At 39.6% G+C, this 16,503-nt stretch carries 12 protein-coding genes; 6 read left to right on the forward strand and 6 right to left on the reverse strand.

The features are described 5' to 3' along the window. Positions 1–113 precede the first annotated feature (113 nt). Positions 114–2,459: a prolyl oligopeptidase family serine peptidase gene (locus tag ACUN24_RS14980; RefSeq protein ID WP_445563223.1), complete on the forward strand. Its 2,346-nt coding sequence runs from the start codon at positions 114–116 to the stop codon at positions 2,457–2,459. 222 nt (positions 2,460–2,681) lie between these two features. Here ACUN24_RS14980 and ACUN24_RS14985 read toward each other — a convergent pair whose 3' ends face one another. The 6 genes from ACUN24_RS14985 to ACUN24_RS15010 all read right to left on the reverse strand — a co-directional run bounded on the left by ACUN24_RS14985 (position 2,682) and on the right by ACUN24_RS15010 (position 10,775). Then, positions 2,682–3,452 carry a LytR/AlgR family response regulator transcription factor gene (locus tag ACUN24_RS14985; protein WP_445563224.1) on the reverse strand — a complete coding sequence of 257 codons (771 nt, stop codon included), beginning with the start codon at positions 3,450–3,452 and terminating at the stop codon, positions 2,682–2,684. 14 nt (positions 3,453–3,466) lie between these two features. Continuing rightward, the gene (locus ACUN24_RS14990; RefSeq protein WP_445563225.1) at positions 3,467–4,510 is read right to left on the reverse strand and encodes a sensor histidine kinase; all 1,044 of its coding nucleotides are present in this window, start codon (positions 4,508–4,510) and stop codon (positions 3,467–3,469) included. A gap of 15 nt (positions 4,511–4,525) precedes the next feature. After that, the gene (locus ACUN24_RS14995) at positions 4,526–5,152 is read right to left on the reverse strand and encodes an outer membrane beta-barrel protein (protein WP_445563226.1); all 627 of its coding nucleotides are present in this window, start codon (positions 5,150–5,152) and stop codon (positions 4,526–4,528) included. Positions 5,153–5,235: 83 nt separating this feature from the next. After that, complete coding sequence (locus ACUN24_RS15000; RefSeq protein WP_445563227.1) at positions 5,236–6,582, reverse strand: TolC family protein; 1,347 nt, start codon at positions 6,580–6,582, stop codon at positions 5,236–5,238. Then, a complete protein-coding gene (locus ACUN24_RS15005) occupies positions 6,572–9,691 on the reverse strand; it encodes an efflux RND transporter permease subunit (protein WP_445563228.1) in 3,120 nt (1,039 codons plus the stop codon). The genes ACUN24_RS15000 and ACUN24_RS15005 overlap by 11 nt, the downstream gene beginning before the upstream one ends. Before the next feature lie 10 nt (positions 9,692–9,701). Beyond that, positions 9,702–10,775, reverse strand: coding sequence for an efflux RND transporter periplasmic adaptor subunit (locus ACUN24_RS15010; RefSeq protein ID WP_445563229.1), 1,074 nt, complete (start codon positions 10,773–10,775; stop codon positions 9,702–9,704). A 1,035-nt stretch (positions 10,776–11,810) separates the two neighbouring features. Here ACUN24_RS15010 and ACUN24_RS15015 point away from each other — a divergent pair. The 5 genes from ACUN24_RS15015 to ACUN24_RS15035 all read left to right on the forward strand — a co-directional run bounded on the left by ACUN24_RS15015 (position 11,811) and on the right by ACUN24_RS15035 (position 16,496). Beyond that, positions 11,811–12,566 (forward strand): hypothetical protein, encoded by a 756-nt coding sequence (locus ACUN24_RS15015; protein WP_445563230.1) that lies wholly within the window; start codon positions 11,811–11,813, stop codon positions 12,564–12,566. A 305-nt stretch (positions 12,567–12,871) separates the two neighbouring features. After that, positions 12,872–13,447, forward strand: a complete 576-nt coding sequence (locus ACUN24_RS15020; protein WP_445563231.1) for a hypothetical protein — start codon at positions 12,872–12,874, stop codon at positions 13,445–13,447. A 711-nt stretch (positions 13,448–14,158) separates the two neighbouring features. Then, positions 14,159–14,698: a hypothetical protein gene (locus tag ACUN24_RS15025; RefSeq protein ID WP_445563232.1), complete on the forward strand. Its 540-nt coding sequence runs from the start codon at positions 14,159–14,161 to the stop codon at positions 14,696–14,698. Between the two features lie 3 nt (positions 14,699–14,701). Further along, positions 14,702–15,163, forward strand: a complete 462-nt coding sequence (locus tag ACUN24_RS15030; protein ID WP_445563233.1) for a hypothetical protein — start codon at positions 14,702–14,704, stop codon at positions 15,161–15,163. A gap of 310 nt (positions 15,164–15,473) precedes the next feature. Next, positions 15,474–16,496, forward strand: a complete 1,023-nt coding sequence (locus ACUN24_RS15035) for a hypothetical protein (RefSeq protein WP_445563234.1) — start codon at positions 15,474–15,476, stop codon at positions 16,494–16,496. The last annotated feature ends 7 nt before the right edge of the window (positions 16,497–16,503 follow it).

Here is a 16,503-nt window from a genome sequence, read left to right on the forward strand (position 1 = left end):
CATACTGATCCCTTAAGAGCGAATAAAACAATTTAGAAATTCGAAATTATTGAGGTTGATTTTAGGTAACAACATCATCTTCAATATATAAAAATATAACATTACCAACGTTTATGTCATTATTCTTCCGCCGTATTAGTCTGGCAACAATTTTAGCTTTTGTCATTTCTATTACGCAGGCCCAGCAGCAATCAACACCATTAAATAATGGTAAAAACAATTGGACTGCATTGCAAAGGGATTCGGTACGGAGGGTGATTTCTTCGGAGTTAACCCAGCCCTCGTGGATTTTTAAAAGTAACCTATTACTTTATAACACCAGTTCTAAATCAGGGTTAAAGACATTTTATATTGCAGATCCGGCCAATAACAAAACAACCCGGTTATTTGATGCGAATGAACTTGTAGAACTAACCTCCACTTATTTTTCACAGTCAATCCACCCAACGACGGTAGATTTTATTGTTCGTGGTGTTTCTCCTGCAAACCAGGCCATCTTATTATGTATGGTGCAGGGAAAAGAATTACAGTACAATTTAAAGAACAATATTTTCACTGAGCCTGTTTCAGCTGATACCCCAAAAGGACTTCCATCTTCTCGTCAATTGCCCCCTGCTAACGATAGGGCGACATTATATTCAAGGGATCGCGCCTATGGTGTATACGCTGAAAACAATAATCTTTTCTTATTAAAACCAGGAACTTCCGGAAAGGATTCCCTGGTTCAGTTGACTTATGATGGTGATTCCAATAATTCATTTGCACGAAAAACGCTCTCCAGCCAAATGCGATCGCAGCGCGGACCTTGGCTTGGTGAATGGTTAGGTGATACCCATATAGGATTCGCACTACGTTCGGATCAACGGAAAGTTAGAGACCTCACCTTAATAAATAGTCTTACGGCGCACGCACCCGTGCCGGTATCTTATAAATACGAATTACCCGGCGACGAAAATGTTACGCAGTTTGAGTTGTGGCTATTGAATGCAGATAGCGCGAAGATGCACAAAGTAGATATTGATCATTTTCAGGACCAGGTAGTAAAATTGAATCAAGGCCAACAATCAGGAGGGATCTATTTTACCAGAGAGAGCCGAACTGTGGATACGATCCAGCTCTGCCAGGTAGATCCTCATACCTTGAAAACGACTGTACTTATAACTGAAGTCGGAAAACCATTTTTAAATGATTTATTGCAGACCTACGCAGTGATTAATGAAGGCAAAGACATTATATGGTGGTCTGAACGAACCGGTAAAGGAGCCTACTATTTGTATGACGGAAAAGGGAGGTTAAAAAATGCAATAACCAAAGGTGATTTCGTTGCCGGCAATATTTACTATATGGATGCTAAATCACGTTACATGATTATCGAAGGTTTTGGCTACAAATCTGCCAATAACCCATATCACAAAAATTTTTACAAAGTTAATCTGGACGGCACTGGATTTGTTGAATTAACCCCAGGTCAGGGCGATCATTATATCAGTACCTCATTGGACAAAAAATTTATAATTGATCAATACTCATCTGTTGATTGCTTACCCAAGTGTGAAATCAGAGATATGAAAGGGAGACTGCGCATCTCCATTCCTATGCTGGAAAATAGTATCTTAAAAGCTAACGGGTTAAATACGCCTATCCTAGAAAAAGTTAAGGCGGCTGATCATACGACAGACTTATATGGTGTGATCTATACACCGGCTGATTTCGATCCGAATAAAAAATATCCTGTTATTTGCAATGTCTATCCAGGGCCTCAGGATGATGGTATACCTCAAGGGTTTAATATTGTGCCAGCTCAAAATGAACGGCTTGCCGATCTTGGATTTATCGTTTTGCAATTTGGGTTCAGGGGATCATCACCACTTCGGGGACGGGACTTCTATACCTTTGGCTATGGTAATCTACGTGATTATGCTTTGGCTGACTGCAAGTATATGGTCGAACAACTTGCAGCGCGTTACAGCTACATCGATTTAGACCGTGTAGGTATTTACGGGCATTCTGGAGGAGGTTTTATGACGGCCGCAGCAATGATGACCTATCCTGATTTTTTTAAAGTAGGAGTGTCCTCATCTGGTAATCACGATAATAATATTTATGCAAAATTCTGGACAGAAACTTATCAAGGTGTTCAGCAAACCAATACAAGTGTAGATTCATTAGGAAGGCCACACGCATCATTTGTGAGTAATCCAAGAACTACAATAGAGCTGGCAAAAAATCTTAAGGGACGACTTTTATTAATAACCGGGGACATGGACAATAATGTAAATCCTGCAAACACCATGCGGTTGGCAAATGCGTTAATTAAAAATAACAAAAGATTTGACCTAATGATCATGCCAGGTGTCGCCCATGAGATAAGTGGCGATTACTATAGGGGGCTGATCAATAATTACTTCACGGATTATTTAAAATCATGGAAAGGTTATAATGCCGATATGATCAAATAGTATTTTTTATAGTTAATTATTTATACGTTGGATTTGATCTGGTTCACTTTACTACCTCGTTGAATGGCATCGGGTGAAAGATGAAAACTAAAATATAATGCTCTGAATTGTGTAAATCTAATCCAATCGCTAACTAGCTTTAAAATATAATGTCATTTCGCTGTAGATGATAGGTCAAATAGGATCGCAAAAGCTATGCAATTGCAGAAGCTAACTTCTCCTTCAATTTTTCAAGGAATGATCTAGCCATTTCTTAAATTGACTTGATCTTTCCCTGCTCATTAAAATACCTTCTTCAAATGCTGGAAAAAGATCAATCTTAAGCTGACTGTTGAAATACTGCTCTATACCCAGGATCGACTTCATGGATACAATAACCTGTCTGCTCACTCTGAAAAAGTTTTCCTGATCCAGCTCCTTTTCCAATGTTTCCAATGTATAATCTATCAAATATCGGGCGGAACCATGCGTAGTCAGATATGTTGCCCGGTTTTCCGAACTGAAGTAAGCAATTTCTTCAGCTTTTATCAGTACAAAAGTGCTTCTGTATGGGATCAGAAAGCGGCTGCGATAAATCGGCTTATTTTCCTGCATACTTTTTATGAGTTGAATAATACTTTGGTCATTGGCCGGTCCTGAGAAGGAAATTACTTTTTTAATGCTTCTTTCTAACCGATCTTCTTCCAGGGGCTTTAACAAATAGTCTATTCCGTTAACTTCAAATGCCCTCAAGGCATATTCATCATAAGCTGTGGTGAATATAACTGGCCTGGTAATGCTGACGTGATTGAATATTTCAAAACTGAGACCATCAGTCAGTCTGATGTCCATAAATACCATATCCGGTTCAGCATTTTCCTGGAACCATTTGATACTATCCTTAACAGTTTGCAGCCGACCAACGATCACATAACTATCATCCAGTGCAAGCAGCATTTTTTCCAGCCGGCGCATGTTGGGAAGCTCATCTTCTATAATTAATATTTTTCGCATGGTAGTATCTGGGTTTAGTTCAGTGTGAACATGGCTACCTCAACCATAAAACAGGAGTTGGTTTCAGTTACAACAGGCAGTGGCTGGTTCATTAACCGGTACCTTTCATTAATGTTCTGTAGTCCTAGTTTACTGCTGTAATCATTGGATACTTTAACCGTTTTGTTATTCTCAACTATGATTGTATCATTATTTGGAAAACGGATGTTGATCCTCAACGGGTAATCTAGACTGAATACGCTATGTTTTATTGCATTTTCAATTAACAATTGAAGGGTAAGTGGGGGTAAACCCTGGCTCGCAGCGGCTTTACTTTCTTCAACGCTGATCTGTATCCCGTCTCCATACCTGATCTCATAGAGGTATAAATACGCCTTTATGAATTCCAGTTCCTCTGCAACTGCAATTACATTTCGCATCCTGTTTGCGAGCATATAGCGGTAAATTGATGAGAGTTTGGAAATATAAGAAATGGCCGTTTTCGGCTGATCCTCGATCAAGGCAGTCACTATACTTAGGTTATTGAACATAAAATGTGGATCGAGTTGTAATTTAAGTGCCTCCAGCTGTGCCTGAGTCGTGTGCTGTTCCAGCTCCAGTGACCTCGAACTGGCATCGCGCCACTTGTAGAAGAAATGCTCTGCTGCAAACACCGCAGTGATCAGTAGCGAAAATATAACACCAATGATCAAAATCTGCCTTGACATCAGCTCGTCATAACCGAAACGGGCGGGGAACCTGAACTGAAAGAACAAAGTGATCAGAATATAGATGGTTAAAATTTGCGTCATAACCTGAATCGCAAACCTGCTTTTAATCCGCCCTTCCCAGTTATACCACTTGTTCAGCGCAGTCGTAATTTGTATGCCTGTCTCGAACAGCACGGTTGCATAAAATATACTGAATGTAAATTCGAGTATAAAATCCAGGACCGAATAATGTTTCCAGCTGGCCATAGTCCTTTCAAGCGGGTTTATAAGGACCATAATCAGATAGAGTAGCACTCCAAATCCGGGATACCCGTATAAACGGAACAGTTTGTAGCTGTGCTTTTGCATATGCTAAAGTAAGGATTACAATGCTATTTTTACATTTACCAGTGCACTGATACCGCTCAGATTTGCATTTGGCTGTTTGGGCAAGCCTAAAACCGATGAGGCTTTCGTTTCTAACAGGAGAATGATGGACCTGGACAGGTAGTAATTGACGCCTACACCCAGGTTAAGCTGTCCGTTAACAGTAGAGTTAGTGCGGTAAGATACGGTATTGGAACTTTTGTCGAAACTCATCTCGGGAACTGTAACATAGGAAGGGCCGCCTCCTCCATAAATAAAGGGCTGCCATTTTCGGATTCGATACTGATAACCAAGACCAAGCCCTATGTTGAGGCTGTTGGTACTGGAATTAATGTCTGAGTTTATGCCGTTGATCACACTTTTATCGCGAAAACCTACGGAGATTTGCCCAAATTCCAGCCGTGCAAAATAATGTTTTTCATAGTTGAATTGTACCGAGGTGTTGGTGGTGGTACCAAGGATCATGTCTTCGTTTTTTGGCTGATGAAAGGGGATGAAAAGACCAATGGAACCGCCAATGTCTATGATCCATTTCTTTTCCAGATCAGTGCTACCTTTTTGGGCTTTTACCGATATTGAACCGGTAATAAATACGATTACGGCAATAATTATTTTAGATTTCATTTTTTATTCTTATTTTATGCTAAATTGTTTTTTACTGGCAGGCTATTGTTGAACTGAGGTCAGCTTTGAATAGAAAGACCTGTTTATTTCTCCGTACCGGTCAGGTTAGCAAGTTCCGAGATCGCCATTGCATTTGAAAACTGTGCAGCATAGAGATCCGCTTCCGCTTCGGCCAAAAGTTGCCTGGCTTCGATTATTGATGTTTTAATATCCAATCCTGCTAACTGCTTGTCTTCCTGTTCTTTTAATGCGGTTTTTCGGTAAAAGACAACTTTTTGGGCTGATTTAATTAGCGCTTCAGACTGTTGGGTCTTTCGCCAGGCCTTTTCAATATCAGTGTCCACCTTTTGTTTGGTATAGGTCAGATTTGCTTCTGCCTGCTTTAACTGAAATTGCCGCTGAATTTGAACCTGTTTATTAGAAAACAGGTCTTGAAGGTTCCATTTTAAAGCAATCCCAAGGTAAGGACTACTGGATGGTAACACCGGATTCCCCTGTTGATTGTAATACCCTGCAATTAGCCCCAAATCGGGAAGATTACCTTGTCTGGCCATTTTTATGCCCAATCTGGCCTTGTCTATATTCAGTTTGGAAATCTGTATCTCCGGATTGCCTGCTGCCTTCATTTTATAGCCATTTATATCTCCTGTCTGGAAGTTATTGGACGAGGGTTCAATCAGCCTGATCGTATGGGCCGGAATGTTGGTCAGCCTGATCAGTTCTGCCAGGTAATCCTGAACCGCTATCTCCTGCTTCAGGATATTTTGCTCTTGCCCTGCCAGGTCTGCCTGCAGGCCTGATAGGGGCATTCCTGTGGTCTTCCCGGCTTGTAATGCGTTTTGCGCATCGTAAATCCTGGATTTCGTAAGTTCAAGTCTTGCTTTAGCAGCCTCGGCCTGTTTTTGGGCGATCAACGTGCCATAATACAATTGTTCGACAGAGAGATTTAACTGCAGGTTTGTCCTTGCTTTTTCTTGTTGGCTTAAATTGATTTCGGTTTTATCGATCTCCAGGCTGGTATGAATTCTGGCTTGCTGGATTATTGGCTGATAAAGACTGATCCCGGCATTGTAGCTGCCTTTGTCGCCAATCTTTAGTCTGGTATCCTGGGCGGGCATCGGCTGTATTGTCCCATTTCCCGCGGTGACCGTACCAATTGACCCTGCAGGAATAGTAATGTCTGGCAGTTTGAAATTATATTGGAAATTTCCATCCAAAACAACCGAAGGATATTGTTTAATCTTATCCTCCTTTAGTTTGCTCATTTTTTCCTGTACCTGGAATTCCCCAATGGAAAGCAGGAGGTTATTTGTGCGGGCAGAATCGATCAGCTGTTGGAGCGAATAGCCTGTTGTGGATTGCGCTGAAGCGCGATTGGCACAAAGCAGCACAACTAGGATTGTCAAAACGGTTTTTATCTTATGCTTCATGTGCTGCAATTGGTTGTTTGTCATTTGAAAAATTCAATTTATCTTCAGCCTTGATCCAGCCTATGTACATTACAGGCACTGTAAGTAAGGCCATGATCATGCTCCAGATCACGCCAAAAGCCAATACACTCGCCAGGGGTGCCCACATTGGCGATTTGGAAATAATCATCGGTAATACGCCAACAGCCGCGGCCATGGCGGTTAGAAAAATTGGCCGCAATCTTCTCTTTGCAGCCTCTATAGCCGCAGTTTTAATATTCAAACCTTGTTTAAGCAGAACATTGGTGTAATCTACCAGGATGATCGCATTTCGAACTACAATTCCTGAAAGAGAAATCAATCCGATAAATGCCGTAAAGCTGAAATTGTTGCCGGTTATAGCCAGTCCGAGGATTGCACCAAACAGGCTTAATGGGATGGTTGCCATGATAATTAACGTTTCTTTCAGGTTTTTGAACTGAAATAAAAGGACAAAGAAGATCAACACCAAACTGATTGCAAGTGCTGTGTACATATCACTTTCCACTTCTTCTTTTCCTCCTTCTTCTCCGCCGTATTCGATTCTATATCCGCTGGGAAGTTTCAGCTTTTCAATAGCCGGTCTTACTTCGCTTAGTAGTTCCGCCGGAAGAAAACCCGGGGCCGTTTCACTTTGCACAGTTAAGGTTTTTACGCCGTTGCGATGCATTATTTTCCCGCTTTGCCATTGAGGGCTCAGGTCTGCGACTTGTCTTAGTGGTATCTGGGCATTTGTGACCGGCGATGTGAGGTAAAGGTTTTCCAGATCGTTGTAGTTTTTACGGACATCAGAACTCAGCCGCAGTACAATGTTTACAGGATGGTCCCCTTCATAAATGGTAGATATTGGTAAACCACTGAAACCAGTATTGATGGCCTGTGCGATGCCGTTGGTATTAAAACCCAGTCGACCAGCTTCTGCCCGAGGCGTAATCTGAACTCCATAGTAATCCTCCGCGAAATCCCTTCTTACCATCCTGCTGCCTTTCGCCTTTTTTAAAATATCAGATACCTGCTCGCCCAGTTCTTTCAATTGTGCTATTTCCTCGCCAATAATGCGTACTTCCACCTGTGCCTTTAAGTCGCTTCCCTGCTGCATCAGCTTTACGAAAAATGTCCCGTCCGGGGCCAGGTGTTTAACTTTGCCGGTTAATTCTTCTGTCAATTCTTCAGTGGTTTTATTATTGTTGGTGGTAACCAGTATCAATGCGTAGTTGGTGCTGGGCACCTCAGGAGAAAAATTGTAATAAAACCTTGGTGCAGATGTACCGGTAAATGTTGCATAGGAGATGATTCTTGGATCATTTTTTATAAGCTGTTCGGCTTTTTGTATCGCTTTTTCGGTTTTTTCCAGTTTTGTCCCTGTCGGCATCCACAATTCGACCACAAACTGATTGCGTTCCGCTGCCGGAAAGAAAAGCTCCCGTACCCCAAACTTGAATACTACGCCGGTAAGCAAGACAAATATCAGACTGGTAGCTATGGTGACCAATGGATGTCTGACACACCAGCTTAATGCAATGTCATAGCCATTTTGCATATAGGTGAGGACAGATTTTTTTGACTTTATTGCCTGCTGTTCATCGCTCTCCCCCGAATGTTGATGTAAGCCTTTTTTAATAAAAGTATAGCATAAAAGCGGCGTAAGAAATAACGCGACGAAATAAGATGAAATCAGCGCTACACCTACTGTAATAGGTAGTGTAAAGATGAACTCTCCGGTTGAGCCTTTGATTAGTACCATGGGTGCAAAGGAGGCGATGATGGTAACGGTTGCCGCAAGGACAGGGATCAGCAGATCGTGGGCACTCCGCCATGCTGCTGTCCAGTGGTCAAGACCTTCGTCCAGTAATTCAACATAGTTGTCTGCAATGACAATGGCATCATCTACGACCATGCCCAATACCAGTATCAGTCCGGCAAGTGATACCTGGTGAAGTTCAATATTTAATGCGTTCAGGATGGCAAAGGTTAGCGCCACAGTCATCGGAATGGCCATTGCTGCCACCGAAGCAATGCGGAATGGGAGCAGCAGGATGACAACAACGATCACCGCAACTATGGCAAGGAAAAACTCTTTGATAAAATGTGAGATATTTTCGTTTACCAACTTTGGCTGCGATACCAGTGTGGTGATCTTAATGTTCCTTGGGATGAGCTTTTTTGCCTGTTCGATTTTCTCGTCTACCTTTTTTCCAAAATCTACAATGTTATTGCCTTCGTACATTTGGATCGAAAGCAGGAGCGACTTATGACCATTTACTCTGATCGTGCTTTCCGGTTCTTTATAGCCTCGTTTTAAAGTAGCTACATCACCCAGTTTCACCTGCGAGCCATTATCTGACTTGCCAATGATTTGATTGGCAAGTTCAGTTTCTGTGCGGTAATATCCTTTTGCGTATAATGGAGTTTCCTGACTGCCGGTCTTGATCGTTCCTGCCGGATCGATGCTATTCTGTGCCTGAAGCACCTGTACCACCTGACCAAGATTCAGTCCATATTGTGATAATTTTCCCGACGTAGCGGCTACTACCAGCTCTTCTTTTTGCTCGCCGATAAGTTTCACCTTCGAAGCCTCTTTTAAAGTCCGTATTTGCTCTTCAACTTTTTGGGTATAGTCTCTCAATTGTTCATAACTGGCATCATCGCTTTCGAGCGCAATTACCAATGCCTCCGTATCGCCAAAATCTGAATCTACAACCGGACCTTGTACACCTTGTGGCAGATCAATCGCCTTAGTGATCAAAAGCTGGTGCCGTAATTTGTTCCAGAAGATATCGGGTTGTTTCACACTTTCTGTGAGCTCTACGTTGATGACCACAATTCCGTCTTTAGAAGTAGAATAAGTTTTTTCCTTGTCTACTTCCTCATACTGGAAAAGGTATTGTTCGAGTTTCCTGGTAACCTGCTCTTCCACTTGCATTGATGAGGCACCGGGAAACTGGGCGATGACCAGGCCTGTCCTTATGGTAATCTTCGGGTCTTCACGGCGGGGCATGTCAAGCAGTGAATGGACACCCACTGCAAATAACATCAGTAAGACGGCCAGCGTGAGCTGCTTGTATTTAAGGGCTGCTTCAATAAAGTTCATATGTCGATTATTATTTTGAAATTTTTATCGGAGTGCCGTCAGAGAGTTTACTCTGGCCTGATATGATCACACGATCGCCTATTGATAATCCTGAAAGGACCTCAATGCTGCTTGACCTCATTTTTCCCAGGGTTACTTTACGCTTGAAAGCTTTTTGGCCGGTTTGGTCGGCGACGTAAACAAAATGCTGATTGCCCTGGTCGCCGATGATACTCTCCAATGGCAGCTGAATGATGCTTTTTTGCCCTTTTACTTCAATCCTGGCTTCAGCAAGCATGCCAGGCCTGATCTGTAGTTCTTTATTCTCAACTTTAATTTTTACGGTAAAAGATCTTGACGCTGCGTCGGCCTGTGCGCCTACTTCTGTAATCTGTCCTTCAAATGTTTTTCCTAGGGCAGAAATTGTAACATTTGCTGTTTCTCCGATATGCAATCTGCCGACTTCATTTTCAGGTACAAACGCCAACACTGTTACCATTTTGATATCAGACACCACAAAAAGCGGGGTACCTGCGGTAATAATTTCTCCAACTTCAGTTTGTTTAGTCAGTAATACTCCGTTGATCGGAGAGTATAACCTGGTGTCACGAAGTTGCTTTTCTTCCAGTCGTTGTTGTACCTGGGCTTTTTGAAGGGAAAAGGCAATTTTGGAGAAATCACTTTCACTGATACTATGTTTGTCATACATCAGTTTCATCCTGTTATATTCGTCTCTTGCTTCATTGAGTTGTACCTCAGTAAGTTGTTTGTTTAAACTATAGCCTGTTGGATCAAGTGAGGCGATAAGCTGGCCTTTGGATATAAAATCTCCTGCCTTGGCAGATATAACATTAACTTTTCCGGGGACCATAAAACCAACCTGAACTGTGGTGGTTCCTTCAATGTTTCCGCTTACAGCAATTTCATCACTAACTAATGACGCTTTAATCGGCTCAACTTCCACCCATGCGGTATCATCAGCAGGTTTCTCTTCTTCCCCGTTGTTTTGAATAAAGGAAAAAATCATTGTTGCTATCAATAGAAACACCGCAATGCCAATTAAGAGATTTCTGATGAGGTAGGTTCTTGTTTTTACTTGCTCCATTTTATTATTGTTTAATGCAAAAATGGGCGGTGACTATGACCGTTTTTATTAAAACTTACTGAGTTGACATAAATCGAATATGAACTTACAGAGCAAGGACTTTAAGTTCTATGGGTAAGATGATTTCTTAATGTCAAAGGTTAAAAAAAGGAAGTCGGCCAAAAATTTATATGGCGGTAAAGTTGATCACAACGGTCTTCTCTTTGCAGCTAAGTCCGTTCTAAATGCGGGCTCGATTATTTTGTGCGATGAATTACAGATGTAGGATTTTAAAAGGCAGGTCGGGGATATAGCATTTCGTTTTCGAAATAAAAAAAATATACCCCAAAAAATACAAGTTGGCATAAATCGTATTAATTTTTTTCTTAATGCAGGTCTAAAGCTCAAGGATACTTTATCGCTTAATTATAGAAATAAGGATTACAAAATTTATGATTTTGCTAATTCAAAGGAAACGGCTGTTGACGGCACTAACCATGAAAAAATCGACATCTGTCGCATTTCTACTGCGAAAATTAATGGAATTAAAATCCAGGATACCAACAATAATGTGTTAAAAGTGGATTTCAACATCTATCGGATTAGTGATCATTAAGTTTATAGGTATGAAGGGGTAATTAATTTAAGGTTTTTTCGAAGAATGCACTTCTAACAAATGCCGTACGTATAATTTATGCTTAAGAGTAAAAGATTATGAGTTTTCTAGGCTAATCGCGCTATTATGAGGCAAAATGTGCTTTTCTGACTTACATATGCAATTTACGACTATTTTTGAAACTTACGTATTTGTTACGGTTTTCACCGCAGTTGGCATCTACGTAGGTTGAAATGATCTCATCACGACATTGTACCATTTATTGAGAAATTGTCCGTATAATAGAGCTGCCGAAAAATAACCGACCTATTAATCTTCCTGAAAAGTACAGCAAATTTTTGGCAATAAGCCTGATTAAATTGGATGATTCAATTTACATCGCAAAGCGCAATTACTAAAACATAAGCCCAGGTGCCGGGTTAACTTTAAAATACGAATAAATGACGAAAAAATGGAGTGCTAAGTTTATGGTTATGATGATTGTTGCATCAATGCTTTTTACGGGCTTTAAAATTTATGATAAAAGTATTGTTGCCGGTGATCCGTTACCATTACAAAGGGGTAAACCGGTAGACCTTGCCCAAATTAACTTTCAGCAAGTCAATCTCGATAAACTTTTAGGCAGCCTGGCCTATGTAAAACATTATCTCTTGGGTGATGAGAATAAAAAATATCTGAAAGATAAACCCCTTGTAATCGTTCCGTATGTACTGTTTAATATTACCGAACAACGAATAGTTGATAGGTATGCAAAGCGGGAAAGCTATATCATCCGTAAAGGCGAAATGTATGCAGATACGGTTGCTGTAGATCGTAGCGTGCCACTTATAGGGATGAAAGATCCCGACCTGCGGGTATTAGGGTATTGGGGAGATAAGGAAATTTTATTTAATAGGATCTATACCAGCTCTACCAAAAAAAATAAATTGATAAGGTTGCGGTTAGAAAGTAATGAAATTCCGGGTGTTAATGAGAACACATATCAAAAACTGATCTCTTTACTGAAAGCCAGATATAAAGGAAGCGAGGTAAAAGTTGATCCACAGGACAATATGCCCAGTTCATACCAATTTCGTATAAGCGACCGGGTTATAGAACTGAGTTTTATTAAGGACGAAGGTAATTCTTATATCACCGTAATTATTAGTTTTTTAAATCCTGATACCAGGGGGCTGCTTCTGCAATTTGGGCATTAGTAATTGATACCAGCAAGTCGCCTATCGGTAAAGTAATATTTTATCCAGCGTTTCCTATATAAAACAGTAAAGTGGATCAGTTATGTTTAAATTAATATTCTTTGCCAAGTGAAAAGCTGGTATAAAACCTGGTTGTGGCCTTGCTGCGAATTTGGGATAGACGGTTGTAAGTTGATTTCATTTTGCTGATTGAAAACAGAACGGGCCGTATGCTAAGCCAGCGGTAATTGCGAATGATATTTCCTTAATAAACTTCAAACCAAAGCCCGGCATGGATGTTGATCGTTAAACATATACAACTTTTTATGAAGAAACTTATTTTATGCCTGCTGATGCCTTTGCAAATAACCGCTGCATTAGCACAAGATTCGAAAATTATCCAAAAAGATTTTCAAACCATTATTGGTTACACACGTAAAATGGAAATTGATAAGGTATTGGACATGACATACCCGCCCTTATTTAAGATAATGCCAAAGGCGCAAATGAGCGCAATGGCCAAAGATGCCTTAAGCGGCATGGGTATAAAAACCATTTTCGAAGAAGTGCCCATCGGGCTTACGCTTAGCCCGGTTACCAAGTTAGGTGCGGCAACAATTTGCCTTGGGAAGTATAACCAAAGCATGATACTGGAATCGTCACAAACTGCCTTGCTCGACATGCTGGCCAAGGCCAAAATGAGAGACAATGAGGTAAAAAAGGTTAGCCCCGGCAAACTACGAATAAAGGGAAAAAACTATTTGCTGGCTATAAAAGATACCTATACAGGAAGTACCTGGAAATACCTGAGATATGATAATGAAGATGCCGAGACGAATGCCAAAGTATTGTCTAAAGAAATATCTGCCGCCGCGGTCAAGCTTAAGCTTGCACTTAAATAACTAAAATCAACCTAACGAATGCCCCGGTAAAATTACAGGGGCATTTTTTTAACGGAGAAAGCTTACGAAGCATCATTTGATCAACTTTATTAGTTTATTAGAGATTTCGTATCACTATAAACGCCTCTAAAATCGCCAGAATCCGGGCAGTACGTAAATACAGGGACGGCGTACTGGTATGGCCTTTGGTGCTAAAATCGTCCAAAAAATAACTTTCTTAATATCTACTCTAACAAGGTAAGGCCGCCGGTTTCATGATTGAAAGGTCTAAACCTGTGGGATTATCAATTTTGCAATCATTAAGATATTTATTTATGTCCGTTCTTGAAAGTCCTTCCCTGATATTACCGAGTGCACGGCATATCGCTTCGAGAATATGAGGTGGAATTTTGCTAAAAGTTTTTCCCATCAATTATTTATATTTTGATTCATTTATATACTATTCCAGTTTATGGGGATACTAACACTTACAAAAATTTCCTCATTAATCATTTACAAAATCGTCATAATCTTTGAATACAGATCTTAGTTTTTCAAACTACTGCAAACTTGCAGAGTGTATATTAGTTTCATCCTTTGGATTTGCGAATTCATTTTAGCCTGCTTTTCTACCTGAAAAGCAAAAGAACTATGCAAGTGGAAATTAGGGATCAAAAACAATTTATATAGGTTAAACGTTTTTTGGCGAAGAGCAACTAAAGCCTGAATAAAATGAAATACAGATTTTTAATAATCGCAACTTTAATTTCTTTTGCTGCTTATGCACAAAAGAAACCCGTAAGGAAAAATATCCCGCCACCACCACCGATTGTAATGCCATTATATGATAAGGATCCTGTTACAGATATTAAAAATCCTTTTCCAGAAAATATCACTTTTAAATGGAAAATCCAGCCAGGCACGCTAACAACTTTAACGCCAACTGATGTTTTCGAAAAAAGCTACACTTTTAATGGCCGAGGTAGAAATGTGAGGATAAGTACGGTTTATCCGAAAGATAGTTTTGAATATAAAAAGCCAAACGCGGGCGAAGTTGAAATGGCTCAAAACTTAACTATACGATACAAAGATTATAAAAATGTAACCATTGCAGGTAATACTGTTAAGATTGTAAGTGATGATGGCAAAGAGGAGATAAAACTACAGCTCAGCAAAAAAGGCAGTCAATTAACACATATAAAAGAGTTGAGTACAAACAAAGTATTCTTGATCACTGATAGCTACGCTGGCGAACCTACCATAGGATTATAACCTATGAAAAATCCACATTTTGTCTTAATCAATACCGCTAAATTTTTAGGAATAAGTATTTTGCTTTTTTCTTGTTCGGGTGCAAATCAACCTCATAAAGTAGAGAAAATAAAATCTATTTCAATTTCAACTTTTGGCGGTGAACGTGGATATTTCCAATCGCTTGTTATTACCCCTGATACACTATATTATGAGCTGGGTTCAAGTGTAGATACTGCTAACAATAAAAGCATTAAAAAAATTAATAGCCAATACAAATTTGAAGATATCATTTCTGAAAATCAGATCACTAGTTTTTCTACGATAACGAGCGGTAAAAGCCTACTACCAGTAGATGGGACTGACACTGAAATAACAGTTAAAACCGACAGTTCTGATTTTAAAGTAAGAAATGCAGAACACAGTAGGAAATGGCTGACTGTTCAAGCCAAAATGAACACAATCCTTGGGAAAGAATTTAAGTAAATACTTGCCGATGAATAACTATTTTTCCATCTCTCCTTGTTGCTGAGGGTAACTACAACTTTCCTAAAAACTCCTTTATTAAATCAAAGGCTATGCTTAATGGAATCGAAATGAAATTTACGGCGCTAAAATTTGGTAAGCAAATAAACAACTTTTACCAAAGAGTGAATCAAAATATCTGGACATACAGATCAGTATGTGGATTTTGATGAAGAAAAAAAGATTGCTAAGTAATTTTGATTAAATTGACAGGGATATCTTATGAATTGCTTCTAAAAAGGATAAATGTGGGATAAAGTAACTATACGTAATGCAAATTAAAACCATAGGTTTAAAAACATGTTTTCTATTGTTAATCGGGCTAGGCATAGCTCTTTATATCGGTTTAACATTTAGTCGCATTCTAGTTCCATTGCTTCCAATTATTATAGTTATTTTGGTATGGTACATCACCAAAGCCCAGCGCAAATTAATTAAAACAGCAACAACACCCATTTATCAAATTAGCGAGGGATGGATTAAAATACAGGGGAAAGTAAGTGCACCAAAAACTTTTGAAACCCCCTATTTTAAGCAAGAATGCATTGCTTATACTTATAGAGAAGCAAATATTAGCTACGATAGTGAAGACAATACCGAACGTGAGAACAGCGCAACTATAAAAGAAGAATTTCAGGATTTTTATTTAACCAATACCACAGGAAAAATAAAAGTAATTCTAAATAAGCTTAATTTTGCCTTTTTGCCATCCAAAACAGATACCAAACACAGCATTAAATATGCTGTAGATGATATACGCTATACAGAGAGAACGCTGAAAAATGGAGATTTGATAAGTGTTTTTGGGTATGCCATTAAAAATAGCAATTATGAGTTTGAGTTAAGCGAACAAAACAATCAGCCGTTGGTTATTGCTACGCCCGAGTTTGAAGATAAAACCAAAAAATCATTCAAGGTTTTTAAATACCTGATACCATATTTTATTTTAATGTACCTCGCTGTTAACTACTTTTTATTTTTTGCGCCGGTAAAACAGCATATTGAAAAAAGTACGGCATTCGCTCTGTTTGCGTTTTTCGGCATGCCAATTTTAGGTATTGTTTTCGCAATAATTGGAGCTAAAAGCAATGGTTTTCTTAAAAATTTCTTTTCTGGTATTGGCGGAATTTGTTTGTTTACTTCCTTGTTAAGTTTTCCATTGCTTTGTCTTTTGTTTATGACAGATACCAATTTTTATACTATCGAATGTGTGTGGGCGAGTGTACTACTCTGTATAACACTGGCATTTATAATAAACTACCGAAAAATAGAAAGGGCTTTTGATAACGAATAGGGAAATG

The organism is Pedobacter sp. WC2501 (genome assembly GCF_052682415.1).

Excerpts from the sequence above, each read along its gene's own strand:
- ACUN24_RS14980 (WP_445563223.1), top strand. The coding sequence starts at position 114 with ATGTCATTATTCTTCCGCCGTATTAGTCTGGCAACAATTTTAGCTTTT.
- ACUN24_RS14985 (WP_445563224.1), bottom strand. The coding sequence starts at position 3,452 with ATGCGAAAAATATTAATTATAGAAGATGAGCTTCCCAACATGCGCCGG.
- ACUN24_RS14990 (WP_445563225.1), bottom strand. The coding sequence starts at position 4,510 with ATGCAAAAGCACAGCTACAAACTGTTCCGTTTATACGGGTATCCCGGA.
- ACUN24_RS14995 (WP_445563226.1), bottom strand. The coding sequence starts at position 5,152 with ATGAAATCTAAAATAATTATTGCCGTAATCGTATTTATTACCGGTTCA.
- ACUN24_RS15000 (WP_445563227.1), bottom strand. The coding sequence starts at position 6,582 with ATGAAGCATAAGATAAAAACCGTTTTGACAATCCTAGTTGTGCTGCTT.
- ACUN24_RS15005 (WP_445563228.1), bottom strand. The coding sequence starts at position 9,691 with ATGAACTTTATTGAAGCAGCCCTTAAATACAAGCAGCTCACGCTGGCC.
- ACUN24_RS15010 (WP_445563229.1), bottom strand. The coding sequence starts at position 10,775 with ATGGAGCAAGTAAAAACAAGAACCTACCTCATCAGAAATCTCTTAATT.
- ACUN24_RS15015 (WP_445563230.1), top strand. The coding sequence starts at position 11,811 with ATGACGAAAAAATGGAGTGCTAAGTTTATGGTTATGATGATTGTTGCA.
- ACUN24_RS15020 (WP_445563231.1), top strand. The coding sequence starts at position 12,872 with ATGAAGAAACTTATTTTATGCCTGCTGATGCCTTTGCAAATAACCGCT.
- ACUN24_RS15025 (WP_445563232.1), top strand. The coding sequence starts at position 14,159 with ATGAAATACAGATTTTTAATAATCGCAACTTTAATTTCTTTTGCTGCT.
- ACUN24_RS15030 (WP_445563233.1), top strand. The coding sequence starts at position 14,702 with ATGAAAAATCCACATTTTGTCTTAATCAATACCGCTAAATTTTTAGGA.
- ACUN24_RS15035 (WP_445563234.1), top strand. The coding sequence starts at position 15,474 with ATGCAAATTAAAACCATAGGTTTAAAAACATGTTTTCTATTGTTAATC.